General features: G+C 34.8%; 14 protein-coding genes. 6 read left to right on the top strand and 8 right to left on the bottom strand.

Annotation, left to right across the window (positions count from 1 at the left end; translation table 11 throughout):
* Positions 1 to 70: 70 nt before the first annotated feature.
* The gene (locus BFA01S_RS12060; RefSeq protein ID WP_066230504.1) at positions 71 to 901 is read right to left on the bottom strand and encodes an alpha/beta fold hydrolase; all 831 of its coding nucleotides are present in this window, start codon (positions 899 to 901) and stop codon (positions 71 to 73) included.
* A 210-nt stretch (positions 902 to 1,111) separates the two neighbouring features.
* Between BFA01S_RS12060 and BFA01S_RS12055 the strand changes: the two genes are divergently transcribed.
* The 3 genes from BFA01S_RS12055 (at position 1,112) to yugI (ending at position 3,667) form a co-directional block, all read left to right on the top strand.
* Positions 1,112 to 1,612, top strand: a complete 501-nt coding sequence (locus tag BFA01S_RS12055; protein WP_066230501.1) for an Lrp/AsnC family transcriptional regulator — start codon at positions 1,112 to 1,114, stop codon at positions 1,610 to 1,612.
* On the top strand, positions 1,609 to 2,775 hold the full coding sequence (locus BFA01S_RS12050; RefSeq protein WP_066230498.1) for an aminotransferase: 1,167 nt from the start codon (positions 1,609 to 1,611) through the stop codon (positions 2,773 to 2,775). Before BFA01S_RS12055 ends, BFA01S_RS12050 begins: the two co-directional genes overlap by 4 nt.
* A 496-nt stretch (positions 2,776 to 3,271) precedes the next feature.
* Positions 3,272 to 3,667, top strand: a complete 396-nt coding sequence (gene yugI, locus BFA01S_RS12045; protein WP_066230493.1) for a S1 domain-containing post-transcriptional regulator GSP13 — start codon at positions 3,272 to 3,274, stop codon at positions 3,665 to 3,667.
* Between the two features lie 147 nt (positions 3,668 to 3,814).
* Here yugI and BFA01S_RS12040 read toward each other — a convergent pair whose 3' ends face one another.
* From BFA01S_RS12040 to BFA01S_RS12015, 6 genes are all read right to left on the bottom strand, one after another.
* Entirely contained in the window at positions 3,815 to 4,546 is a 732-nt protein-coding gene (locus BFA01S_RS12040) for an ABC transporter permease (protein ID WP_066230490.1), read from the bottom strand.
* A complete protein-coding gene (locus BFA01S_RS12035; RefSeq protein WP_066230488.1) occupies positions 4,546 to 5,250 on the bottom strand; it encodes an ABC transporter permease in 705 nt (234 codons plus the stop codon). Before BFA01S_RS12035 ends, BFA01S_RS12040 begins: the two co-directional genes overlap by 1 nt.
* A complete protein-coding gene (locus BFA01S_RS12030; RefSeq protein WP_066230484.1) occupies positions 5,228 to 6,163 on the bottom strand; it encodes an ABC transporter ATP-binding protein in 936 nt (311 codons plus the stop codon). Before BFA01S_RS12030 ends, BFA01S_RS12035 begins: the two co-directional genes overlap by 23 nt.
* A gap of 225 nt (positions 6,164 to 6,388) precedes the next feature.
* Entirely contained in the window at positions 6,389 to 7,765 is a 1,377-nt protein-coding gene (locus BFA01S_RS12025) for a HAMP domain-containing sensor histidine kinase (RefSeq protein ID WP_066230481.1), read from the bottom strand.
* Complete coding sequence (locus tag BFA01S_RS12020) at positions 7,762 to 8,424, bottom strand: response regulator transcription factor (RefSeq protein WP_066230478.1); 663 nt, start codon at positions 8,422 to 8,424, stop codon at positions 7,762 to 7,764. Before BFA01S_RS12020 ends, BFA01S_RS12025 begins: the two co-directional genes overlap by 4 nt.
* 94 nt (positions 8,425 to 8,518) lie before the next feature.
* Positions 8,519 to 8,749, bottom strand: coding sequence for a DUF378 domain-containing protein (locus BFA01S_RS12015; RefSeq protein WP_066230476.1), 231 nt, complete (start codon positions 8,747 to 8,749; stop codon positions 8,519 to 8,521).
* Between the two features lie 169 nt (positions 8,750 to 8,918).
* On the opposite strand from BFA01S_RS12015, the gene BFA01S_RS12010 reads away from it, so the two are divergent.
* The 3 genes from BFA01S_RS12010 (at position 8,919) to BFA01S_RS12000 (ending at position 12,195) form a co-directional block, all read left to right on the top strand.
* A complete protein-coding gene (locus BFA01S_RS12010; protein ID WP_066230471.1) occupies positions 8,919 to 10,082 on the top strand; it encodes an iron-containing alcohol dehydrogenase in 1,164 nt (387 codons plus the stop codon).
* 142 nt (positions 10,083 to 10,224) lie between these two features.
* Entirely contained in the window at positions 10,225 to 11,577 is a 1,353-nt protein-coding gene (locus BFA01S_RS12005) for a glucose-6-phosphate isomerase (RefSeq protein WP_066230469.1), read from the top strand.
* A 204-nt stretch (positions 11,578 to 11,781) separates the two neighbouring features.
* Entirely contained in the window at positions 11,782 to 12,195 is a 414-nt protein-coding gene (locus BFA01S_RS12000) for a YugN-like family protein (protein WP_066230466.1), read from the top strand.
* On the opposite strand, the gene BFA01S_RS11995 is transcribed toward BFA01S_RS12000, so the two are convergent.
* Positions 12,179 to 13,141: a potassium channel family protein gene (locus BFA01S_RS11995; protein WP_156483636.1), complete on the bottom strand. Its 963-nt coding sequence runs from the start codon at positions 13,139 to 13,141 to the stop codon at positions 12,179 to 12,181. The genes BFA01S_RS12000 and BFA01S_RS11995 overlap by 17 nt on opposite strands.
* Positions 13,142 to 13,333: the final 192 nt, after the last annotated feature.

The following is a 13,333-nucleotide window of genomic DNA, read 5'->3' as shown; positions in this document are numbered from 1 at the left end:
AGGATGTCCCAAAAGGGTTTCTTTTTACCCTTTTGGGACATCCTCTTTTTTATTGTGGCTTTCAATTTACTTAGCTGAGACAGAAATTCATAATTTTATCTGTTACATGTTCAGGTATTTCCTCTGGTACTAAATGACCTGTCTTTTTGAAGGAAATAAAGTTTGAATTTGGAAGATCCTTACTTAATTTCTCTCCGATATGAATTGGTACAACTTTATCTTCTTCTCCCCAAATTAACAAACTTGGTGTCTCAATTTTATTTAAAGTTTCAGAAGGAAGGTCTCCTTCATGATCACGGATCATTCTCGTTAATGCCCGAAAAATTTGATCGTCATGGAAAGGTTCCAGATAGCCTTCCATCATTTCCTGATCAATTAGTGTTCTGTCATGTACAACATTATAGAGATTTTTAAGAATACCTTGTCTAGCCAGCCAATGTTTAATACATAAATAAAAATAAGGGATATATGACCCGCAAATTAAAGTTGGATGTAAACGTTTCATATAGCTGGAACTACAAAGAAGCACGACTTTTTTAAACATTTCAGGCTTTTGGTTCACTGCATTAAGCGATACTTGTCCTCCCATTGAATGCCCAACTAAAATGGCATTTTTAATTTGAAGTTTTTCAAGTAGTTCAATGACAACTTTTGCCATATTATTTAAAGAATGTACAAAGCGTGTTGATTTTTCTGTTTTTCCAAAAGGCGGGAGGTCGATTGCGATAATGCGAAATTCAGATTGTAAAAGTGGAATTATTCGTCGGTAACAAAAGGTAGAGGATAGGAAACCGTGAACAAGAACGAGCGTTGGCTTATTCATATCGGTTCCGTAAATTTCATAATGTATGTTTACACCGAGAATATTCATTTTGTTATGAATAACTATACTCTTCTCCATTGCATTTCACTCCAAGTTTTTTTATGAAAAAAATCTATATATGTGATAAAATAAGGTGTTACGAAAGATTTTTTATAGTTTTACCACATTTTCTCGAATAACACCATGTAAAATATTCAACAAATGGTTTTGATTTTGCAACTGTGGCAAACTTATGGCGAAAATGAATGGTATAATTAATAATGAATTTTAGTACTTAGGAGGGGTAATATGAAGCTAAACGAAAAGGAAATTGAAATTCTTGAGCTATTAGAAATGAATAGTCGTTTGTCTCCTGAGAACATTGCGAAAATGGTTGATTTATCTGAACAAGAAGTAAAATCCATTATTCAAAATTTAGAAGACCAACGAATTATTGTCGATTATGTAACAACGATAAATTGGAGTAAAGTTGACAGTAATGAAGGTGTAACAGCAATGATTGACGTTAAAGTCGCACCGAAGCGCGGTGTTGGTTTTGATGATGTTGCAAGTAGAATCTATAGATTTAATGAAGTAAAATCTGTTTATTTAATGTCTGGTGCATATGACCTTTCCGTCGTTATTGAAGGAAGATCGATGTCTGCAATTGCTCAATTTGTATCCGAAAAACTTTCCGCGTTAGATTCTGTTTTATCAACGACAACACATTTTATCTTAAAGAAATATAAACATGACGGCACAATCTTTGAACAAGATGATGACGATAAGCGGATAGTGGTGTCTCCATGATCGAACATTCACATTATCTTTCAAATACAGCAAAAAATTTAAAGCCTTCTGGAATTCGCAAATTTTTTGATCTTGCGGCTGGGATGGAGGGTGTCATTTCTTTAGGTGTTGGTGAGCCTGATTTTGTAACGTCATGGAATGTAAGGGAAGCATGTATTCAATCCCTTGAGCAAGGTTATACATCGTATACTGGCAATGCGGGATTAATAGAATTAAGAGAAGAAATCAGTTATTATTTACAAAAAATTACAAATAAATACTATAACCCTAAATCACAATTATTAGTAACTGTTGGTGCTAGCCAAGCTTTAGATATTGCATTAAGAGCAATTATCAATCCTGGCGATGAAGTTCTTATTATCGATCCTAGCTTCGTTTCATATGCAGCGCTCGTTGATTTAGCGGGCGGTGTTCCAGTTATGGTGCGGACGAAAGGTGAAGAAGAATTTAAATTACAGCCGGAAGCTTTAGAAGCTGCAATTACAGATAAAACAAAAGCAATCATTATTTGTTCACCGAGCAATCCAACTGGGACTGTACTAAGAAAAGAAGAGTTAGAGCGTCTTGCAGTAATTATTGAGAAACATGATTTATTAGTTATTTCCGATGAAATTTATTCAGAACTTACATATGATGAAGAGTATACAAGTTTTGCATCTATAGAAGGAATGACTGATCGAACAATTTTAATTTCAGGATTTTCAAAAGCATTTGCGATGACAGGCTGGCGTCTTGGTTATGTTGCAGCAAATGAGGAATTTTTACAAGCAATGTTAAAAATTCATCAATACTCTATGCTTTGTGCACCAACGATGGCACAATATGCAGCGATTGAAGCATTAAAAAATGGTTTTGATGATGTAGCGCATATGAAAAAAAGTTATCGACAAAGACGTAATCTGGTTGTTAGTGCTTTAAATGATATGGGCTTAACATGTCACACACCTGGTGGGGCATTTTATGTATTTCCATCGATCCGTAAAACGAATTTAACTTCGGAACAATTTGCTGAACAATTATTATTGGAAGAAAAAGTTGCAGTAGTTCCTGGAAGTGTATTCGGTGAGAGCGGAGAAGGCTATATAAGATGTTCCTATGCATCATCTTTAGAACAGCTTCAGGAAGCTTTGAAAAAAATGCAGCGCTTTGTTGATAAATTCTAGTAGAGAAACCTATCCGAATAACAATTCGGATAGGTTTTTATTTATTAAATAAAAAAATGGACAAAACGAATGTTTTGTCCAAAAAACAAAGGGGGAATACTAGAAAATCTTTGTAGTATCGTTATTCCCGTTTTTTTCTTTTCTTATACATCATTTGAAACATTTTACTTTTTTATCTTATTATATTTATGAAATAGAGGACAGAGGGTGAATAGAGAGGGTTTGGTCTGGGAACTAAAGCTTAAGAATATGAATAGTTTCTAGTAGTTAGAAAGCATCATAAAATAATTAAAAAAAAATTTTATCATATTTAGTAAAGGATGAAATTATTGTTTCTAAGCTGATTAAAGCGAAGTGATTTTTAGAAATAGAAATCATTTTTTCGGTTATATTAACATTATATAAAAAGTTTTTTTGAAAAAATCCCCAACTTATGATATAATTTTTTATTGCGTATAAAGAGACAATATAAATATAAGAAATTAGGAGTGTTTTCATGTCGACAAATTATGAAGTAGGTAGCGTTCATACAGGAAAAGTAACAGGAATCCAGCCATACGGTGCATTCGTTGCACTAGATGATCAAACTCAAGGGCTTGTTCATATTTCAGAAGTAACTCATGGCTTCGTTAAAGATGTAAACGAACATTTAAAGACTGGTGATGAAGTACAAGTAAAAGTACTTACAGTTGATGAAAAATCAGGTAAAATCAGCTTATCTATCCGTGCAACACAAGAAGCACCTGCTGAAGAGAAAAGAGAAGCTAAAAAACCACAAAGACGTCAAGCGACAGTAAAAACAGAAACAGAAGCACCACAAGGATTCAACACATTAAAAGATAAGCTTGAAGAGTGGATTGAGCAATCTAAAAAAGAAGAAATTAAAAAATAATTTCAGATAAAGTGATTATTTTACACCGCATGTTTTTTAAGGACATGCGGTGTTTTAATTTAAGTATGGATCTGTATATCTACGTTGAAATTACTTGATCAGGCAATATGAAACCAAGATGTTTACATATAATACAAATGCAGATTTTTAAACAGCTTTTTTCTTTATGTACAGAAGTCCACTTATAAAGAAAAGGATAAATCCTCCGATAATTGGAAATATAATAGATTCTATAGAAACGAAGAATCCACCCCAAGGTCCGTCATCTTTAGGCATCATCGTTAGAAATGGTTGTACCCATGGATAGAAGGGTGCATATTTCTCTGAATTAGCAACCATTATATTAGGTAAAGTGAAAATAACGTTTAATGCTAAAGGTGCTGCAAAGCTTGACCAGGCCATTGATATTAAGAGCATGAAAGCGATAAGCGGAAGAGAAGCCATAAGTCCGCCCATTGCAGTTTTTAATATAATATCAACTGGTATGGGACCAGCAAATCCTTTTATTAAACTAATGATAAATAAGCTGACGATAAATAACAGCTGATTAATAGTAATTAAGAAAGTGACGATTAGAAACTTTGACAAATACACATGAGTTCTTGAAACAGGTAAGCTTAACAACTGTTTCCAACCACCGTTTTGATGTTCATAGCGGCAGACGAAGCTTGTAAATACACCGATAATTAATGGCAAAAACAATATGGAATGTGCAATTGTCATTATTAATAAATAGAAAACCCAATCATTAGGTATACCCTGTTCCTTTTCTGTTACTAATCCGGTAAAAAATGCGAGTGAAGGGCTAATAAATAATAAAAGCCAGATATTTGTTTTTCTCATCTTAAGTATGTCTGATTGTATGACATGCCAAAACATTATTTCACATCCCTTTTATTAAAGTCGATCATTCCGCATATAACGATCGCCATGCCAACAATTATTCCGAAAGTAACAAACCAAATTGGTTCGTGCTTCTCCGAAAGAAGCGGCCAGCCCCATATAAACCAGTCCGGCGCATTATAAGCAGTCATTCCAACCATTGTGCCTAAAATGCCGATTGTTAAGGAAACAGCCTGATTTTTAAATGTAATGGAAAGCCAAGTCTGAATTGCTAATACAGGCAGTGCGGCTAATAAGGGAAAGAAACTATTTTTTAGGATGGCAACAGCGGGAAACGTCCATCCGAATTTAAGGCCGACTCCTAAAAGAACTGTACCAATGAAAAGAAGGGTGCTTGAGACGAATAACATGATCAGTAAAGTAATAAATTTAGATGAAAAAACAGTTAATCGGCTTACTGGTAAACTGAGCAGCTGTTTCCAAGAGCTTTGATGATGTTCGATCGTTGCGATTTGTGATGCTAGAATTGTAATTCCAAGCAGAAGCGCAGGGCAGACAAACATATTTACATTTTCTATCACTCCTGCCCATATATCAGGCTGCTGTTTCAATAAATAATCATATCTTACTCCATAGTTTACAATTTGAAGAGAAATAACTCCGAAAGGTCCGAGGAAGACAAGCAGCCAAAACCATTTCCGTTTTACTTTTAATAAATCAGCTTGCAGAACCGCCAGCATGTCCGATTCCTCCTCCATTTGTTAATTCTAAGAAAATTTCTTCCAATGATTTTCGCTTTTCTTCTACCCGATAGATAGAAATATTTGCGCTTGCCAAGATGGAAATAGATTTTGCCACAATCTCGTCGTTTGCATTTTCACTAATTAGACGATTTTCCTGCTTTTCAAATAAGATTCCTTTTGTAAGTAACAATGCTTTTGCTTTATCCATCTCGGATGCTTTTATTGCGATTTTTGGACGAGCTTTGTTCCGTAATCTTTCAATGGAATCTTGATAAATTATTTTCCCTTTCGTAATAATGCCGACTTCCGTTGCTATTTGATCGATCTCACTTAATAAATGGCTTGAAATAAGTACTGTTATTCCATATTGTTTTGGCATATTTTTGATTAGATCACGGATTTCGTGGATTCCTGACGGGTCAAGACCATTCGTCGGCTCATCTAATATTAATAGTTCAGGATTTCCTAAAATTGCAGCAGCAATACCGAGCCTCTGCTTCATTCCAAGAGAAAATCCTTTCACAGGGCGATTCGCATCATTTGTTAATCGAACGATAGAAAGAACTTCATCAATTCTGTTTTTTGGAACTTGTAAAATTTTTCGTAATGCTTCTAAGTTTTCTCTTGCTGTTAAATGTCCATAGTAGGAAGGAGACTCAACTAAGGAGCCGATTTTTCGGAGTGCCTCAATATGGTTATTTTTCACATCTTGCCCAAATAACTCAATTTTTCCGTTTGTTGGTTTCATCAGACCGAGAAGCATTCTAATTGTTGTCGTCTTTCCAGCACCATTTGGTCCGAGGAATCCATAAATTTCTCCTTTTTTAATCGATAGGTTAATATTATCGACAACTGTTTTTCCTTTAAATTTTTTTGTTAAATTAGTTGTTTCAATCATCATTTCCTTCAATTTGATCACCTCTATTTAAGAATAGATTGTAAAGGTTAAAATGAAGGCTGATGCAGTTTAAAATTTGTTTAAAATTAAAAACATAGGACTGTTTGATAAGTCTCTAATAAGTTATAAAAGCTGAAAGACCCAGCCATGAAATCCATAGATTTTACTGGATTCTTATAACGGGGCCTTTCAGAAGGCTGTGTAAAAAGAGTTGTTTTTCTTCTTTTTTACACAGTCTCATGTTTTAATTTCATTATCTAATTTGTTCATCAGCATAATTTTTGTTCCATTTTCGCTTGTATCAATTGTCCATATAAGTCCCATATCTTTTATCATCATATCAACAATGGATAGACCAATTCCGGCTCCATCTTTATTATTTTCCCTGCCGAACCCTTTTCCTCTGTCTTCAATAATAATTTGTTCCATCTTTCCTGTTTTTTGAATATAAACCCCAATATATTTACCGGCTGAAGCATGGCGTATAACATTTTGTAGTAAATTCTCAAAAATTCTCTCCATCCATTGACTATCAGCAAGCCAATAGACAGGTTCATTCTCTGCTTGAATACTTACTTCAAATTCATTCTGTTCGAATAAAGGATACCACTGGGCGGTTATCTTCCGAATGAGTCTATTTATCTCTATTTTCTCAGGATGATAAGGATATTTCTTTGCGGATAAAAGTGTATAGGATAATAAGTTATCGATTAAGTTACTAAGAAAATCAATTTTTTGATCGATTAATACTAGTGATTCTAACCCTTTTGCTGTTCTTACTTCTTCTTTTACATTTGATAGCTGGGCACGGATAGTAGTGAGCGGTGTTCTTAGATCATGTGATAAATTTGCAATTAAGTTTTTTCTAAGCGTCTCTGCATCTCTTTCACGTTTTTGGCTTTGTTCCAGCTCCAAAATCATTTGATTGAAGCTTTTTTCGAGCTTCCCAATTTCATCTAGTTTAGAAACGGTAATTTGAGAAGGGATCCCGTCTTCATTTTTCACTTGCATTGCAGCTGTTAGATGAAGCAGTCTTTTCCTAATATCTTTAAAGAAACGCCAGGAAAGTAAAGTAAATACAATTAAAATTAATAGAAGGAGAGATAAAAGGATATAATCGTAATAAGGACCTAATTGCTCAATAGGTAATAAAAAATGCTCCCGATCCACTTTAATAACGATAAAACCATCAGAAGAATCACCGTTAAGAAAAGCAACGACAGTATAAGGATCTGCGTCGGTATGATCTTTCATAAACTGGACCGTATAAGAAGGTGTCCAGCTCTCGGGAAGTTTTCCATTATAGGAGAACTTATCACGGGTTTTTCCGGTTTTATCAACCCAAAATATTTGTGATTCCGGATATTTGTTATGAAGAAATTCTAAATGCTCCTTTATAGCTTCATCTGATTTATTTCCTAATTTTTTTGCTTCTTTATGCCACATTACTTTAAAATCTGTTAAGCTTTCATATGGGCTGTCTTTTTCATTATGGAAAACAGTAGTAGGAAGTAAAATGATTAAACTGGCAGTTGGAATAATAATTGGGATAAATGTAAAAGCAAAAAATATAATAATTAAATATTTAACAACTAATGAATTTCTCCACTTCATAATTTCACCCGGTAGCCAATGCCGCGGATCGTTTCAATGATTTCCGGTTTGGAAGGATCTTTTTCTAATTTCTCTCTCAAATAGCGAATATGGACCATTAACGTTTTATCACCCTCTATATAAGGCTCATCCCATACCCCTTCAAATAATTGCTCCTTCGTTAAAATTTGATTTAAATGTCGTAGAAAGTATGTGAAAATTTGATACTGTTTTCCAGTAAGTATTATTTCTTCATCTGTCTCATTATTTATAATTGTCTTTTTCGTAAAATCGATCTTTAAATGATTTAAATTGATAACGGAAGAAGTTTTATTATATCTTCTTAATAAAATTTCAATTCTTTTTGCCAGTTCTTCAGGATGAAAAGGCTTTGTCATATAGTCATCAGCAAACTCCAGTCCTTCGAGCTTATCATCAATCGCTGTTCTTGCTGATAACATTATAATAGGAATAGATGGATGGGTTTTCTTAATTCTCTTTCCTAGTGAAAAGCCGTCCAAACCAGGCAGCATGACATCTAAAATGAGTAAGTCGATTTGATCGAGCTTTGGCAGTTCCAGTCCGGAAGTTAGCCAGTCAACTTCAAATCCCCTTGCTATAAGATCCTTCTTTACCCATTCCCCAATTTCCGTATCGTCTTCTATGTATAAAATTTTCATCTGTTCTTCTCCTTCTCTCCTTTTTAATTATCTTACATGAGAGTAAATGGAAAAGAAAAGGGGGACATCTCTATTACGAGATATCCCCTGATAATTAACGAACTTCTGGTCTAGGTTCGCGGGCGACTTCTTCTGAACGTTTAAATAGAAGCCCTAAATTAATTAAACCAGCAATTCCAACTAAACCGTATATAATACGGGAAAGTGCAGAATCTTGTCCACCGAATATTGATGCTACTAAATCAAATTGAAAGAAACCGATTAAGCCCCAGTTAATAGCTCCGATAATTGTTAAAACTAGTGCAATTCGCTGAATTGTAGTCATTGATAAAACCTCCTCAAATATGTTAACTACATCGTTAGATTTCCGAAAAAATGAAAAAAGTATACATCTCAATATATATTTTTAAAAATATATAATGGAAAATATTAAAGCAATTTTCTGTACAAAAAAATTTGGAATGTACATAATCTAAGGAGGGAGGCGATACAAAATGGATAACTTTACATATTTTAATCCAACTAAGTTGATTTTTGGAAAAGATCAGGTGGAGCAATTAAAGAGTGAGGTACCTATCTATGGACAGAAAGTATTGCTCGTCTATGGTGGAGGCAGTATTAAACATAATGGGCTTTATGATAAAGTGATAAGTGAATTAAAAGCAATTAACTGCGCAATATATGAGCTTTCCGGAGTGGAGCCGAATCCAAGACTTTCAACTGCGAAAAGAGGCATTGAAATTTGTAAAAATGAAGAAATTGATTTTCTTCTCGCTGTGGGCGGCGGAAGTGTTATTGATTGTACGAAATTAATTGCTGCTGGTGCAAAATATGAAGGGGATCCATGGGATATCGTAACGAGAAAACATATTCCATCAGCTGCATTGCCGTTTGGTACTGTTCTTACATTAGCAGCAACAGGGTCAGAAATGAACGCGGGATCTGTTATTACGAATTGGGAAACGAATGAAAAATTCAGTTGGGGAAGTCCTTTTGTTTTCCCAAAGTTTTCAATTTTAGATCCGGTTCATACATTTACGGTACCGAAGGATCAAACAATTTACGGGATCGTTGATATGATGTCACATGTGTTTGAACAATATTTTCATCATACGACAAACACCCCGCTGCAGGACAGATTATGTGAGTCAGTTTTAAAAACAGTTATTGAAACTGCACCTCGATTACTTGAAGATTTAAAGAGCTACGAGCTAAGAGAAACTATTCTTTATTGCGGAACAATTGCCTTAAACGGCTCATTACAGGTAGGTGCACGCGGTGATTGGGCATCACATAATATTGAACATGCAGTATCAGCTGTTTATGATATTCCACATGCAGGCGGTCTTGCAATCCTATTCCCAAATTGGATGAAGCATACACTTGGTGAAAATATATCCAGATTTAAACAGCTGGCAGTGAATGTTTTTAATGTGAAAGAAGAGGGAAAGGAAGATAGAGAAGTTGCCTTGGAAGGGATTGAGCGCTTGCGTTCTTTTTGGAACAGTATTGATGCTCCGAACAGCTTAAATGATTACAATATCGGCGATGAGAAGCTTGAATTAATTGCTGATAAGGCAATGACTAATGGGGAGTTCGGAAATTTCAAAAAGCTGAACAAAGAAGATGTTCTTGCAATTTTGCATGCATCTTTATAATAATGGGACTGGCTCTTCGTCGAGTCAGTTCTATTTTTGTCGAACTAGCGCATATTGCAGTTATTTCCTTGATTTAACGCGTTAATTTAGATAAAGTGATAGTGGTAGTTATAACAATATTTTACTTTGGAGGAAGACGTTTATGACATATGTTCGTTTCGATTATTCTAGTGCCTTATCTTTTTTTAATGAACATGAACTTACATATTTGCAAGACTTTGTAAAAGTAGCACATCATACGATTCATGAAAAGACAGGTGCTGGCAGCGAGTATTTAGGGTGGGTCGATTTACCATTAGACTATAATAAAGAGGAATTTGGAAGAATTCAACAAAGTGCGGAAAAAATCAAAAATGATTCTGATGTTCTTCTTGTTATTGGGATCGGCGGTTCATACTTAGGTGCAAAAGCTGCAATTGAAATGTTAAACCATTCTTTCTATAATGCCTTACATAAAGATCAACGTAAAACTCCACAAATTATTTTTGTCGGTAATAATATTAGTTCAACATACATGAATGATGTAATTGACCTCCTTGAGGGAAAAGATTTTTCTATTAATGTTATTTCGAAATCCGGTACGACAACAGAGCCGGCACTTGCATTTCGCTTATTCCGTAAAAAATTAGAAGAGAAATATGGAAAAGAAGAGGCAAAAGGCCGTATTTATGCAACAACAGATAAAGCAAAAGGTGCGCTTAAAACATTAGCAAATGAAGAAGGATATGAATCATTCATCATTCCGGATGATGTCGGCGGGCGTTACTCTGTTTTAACAGCTGTTGGTTTACTTCCGATTGCTGTTTCTGGAGTAGATATTGAAGCGGTGATGAAAGGTGCCCAAGATGCAGGCAAAGAATTTTCTAACTCGGAATTAGAAGAAAATGCTGCATATCAATATGCAGCTGTTAGAAATCTTCTTTACAATAAAGGGAAAACAATTGAAATGCTCGTTAATTATGAGCCGGGTCTTCAATATTTCTCCGAATGGTGGAAGCAGTTATTCGGTGAAAGTGAAGGAAAAGACCAAAAAGGTATTTTCCCGGCATCAGCGAATTTCTCAACAGATCTTCATTCATTAGGACAGTATGTTCAAGAAGGTCGCCGTGATTTATTTGAGACGATCATTAATGTGGAAAAACCACGTCATGAGCTCACAATTGAGGCAGAAGCAAGTGACTTAGACGGCTTAAATTATTTAGAAGGTAAAACAGTTGATTTTGTGAATAAAAAAGCATTCCAAGGTACAATGCTTGCTCATACTGATGGCGGTGTTCCAAACTTAGTTATTACAATCCCTAAGATGGATGCATATACATTTGGTTATTTAGCATATTTCTTTGAAAAAGCTTGTGCAATGAGCGGTTATTTACTCGGTGTTAATCCATTTGATCAGCCAGGGGTAGAAGCATATAAAGTTAATATGTTTGCCCTGCTTGGAAAACCTGGATATGAAGAGAAGAAGGCAGAACTTGAAAAGAGACTGCAAAAGTAATGGAAATGTGGGGCTGTTCGATAAGTCCCTAATAAGTTTTAAAAGCTGAAAGGCCCTGTCACTAAATCCTTGATTTTATTGGATTTACATGACAGGGCCTTTCAGCAGTATGTCCCAAAAGGGTTGCTTTTTACCCTTTTGGGACATACTCACATTTTTTTCATTCATTAGGAAAACCTATCATTAAAAAGGAGGTTTTCTATTATGATTGAAATTCCATCAAAGCTTGAAGATCAATTATTTGACTTATTTTTTCTGGAACAAAAAATGAAGCCGCTCGGGTATGTCATTGGCGGTAATTGGGATTACGAAAGCGGCTCATTTGATTATAAAATGGACGATGAGGTCGGCTACCAGTTTTTGCGTCTGCCATTTGAAGCTGTGAACGGTCAATTAGATGCTGATAATGTGACTGTGAAATTTAAACGTCCTTTCCTGCTTTCACATAAATATCAAATTGGCTTAGATGATGATGTTCATGTTGGAAATTTCAGTTCTGCATTTAATCAATTCCAAGAACCACAGGATAAGGATGCAACATTTCCAGAAAAGTATATTGATAATGGTAAAAGGCTTGTGAAAGAACTGGAAACACTTTTAATTAATGAGCAAAAATAATTAACAGATCGTCTGTTTCGATTATCATGGAGAGCGGCGGATTCATGATCGTTTTCTCTCCCCTTTTTATTCCAATTAAAATTGTTTCTTTTTCTAATAGTTCATGGCTTGCTTTTTTAAATGTCACTCCTATTAATTGTACAGGTACATTTAGAAGTTGAAAGAGATTCCCGGATGCGGGATTTAAGTCTGCATAAATACTTGATAATTTATTCCTCGCTAAGTAGCTGCTTATAATAAAATGACTCGTTAATTGATATGATTTAATGATTTCATCTGCACCCGCCCGTTCAGCATTATTCACTTGATGTTCCGTAAGAATCTCAATGACGGAATACAGCTCTTTGTTTAAACCCTTTAATGCCAGTAAAATAAGAATAGACTGCATATCTGCTTCAAGCTCATTTTTATGCTGGTCAGCTGTAATAATAGCCGCATCAGCTTCCGTTAAATTGGCTCTAAGCAATGTTTGGTCATTAATAGGATTACCACGAATGAAATGAACATTTTCAATTAACGGTGCTTCTTCTAATGTGTTGTCGATGAGAACAATTTTCTTGAACGGTTCTATCTGACGTACCGATTGAATAATTTCACTTGCTTTTTCATTCCATCCAATAATAATAACATGCTGTTTTTCCTTAAAAGCAACATTACCTTCTGCATAAGAATATTGTTTTTTAATAGCTGCGGCTGATGAAGTAGCGAAGAAAGCAGTAATAAAACTTGCCCCAGTGAAAATTAACACCATACCAATTAACTTTCCGGCTACTGTTTCCGGAGCAAAATCACCAAATCCAACAGTTGAGATCGTAACGAGCGCCCACCAGACTCCGTCGAAAGCTGTCGGAAATTCTTTAGGTTCAATGACCGCTACGATCCATCCAAAAAAAATAATAATGAAGAGTACGACAAACATAATACGGATATATAATGGACTTTTCATCCAGCGTATATAAAGCTTATTTGATTTCAGTATTTTCTTCAGTCCCTTAGAATAATAAATTAAATATTTGATCGATATTTGCAATAACAGAATTTACATATGTAATAGTATTCCTTCATTATCCATTGTATAATCAATGGAAATCAAAATAACAAATAGGTCCATATACCTATTTGATTTATTAATATAACA

Origin of the sequence: Metabacillus fastidiosus NBRC 101226, from assembly GCF_001591625.1 — a bacterium.
Lineage (GTDB): Bacteria > Bacillota > Bacilli > Bacillales > Bacillaceae > Metabacillus > Metabacillus fastidiosus.
The sequence above is the reverse complement of the archived record's forward strand: the minus strand, read 5'-3'. Positions and strand labels throughout refer to the sequence as shown.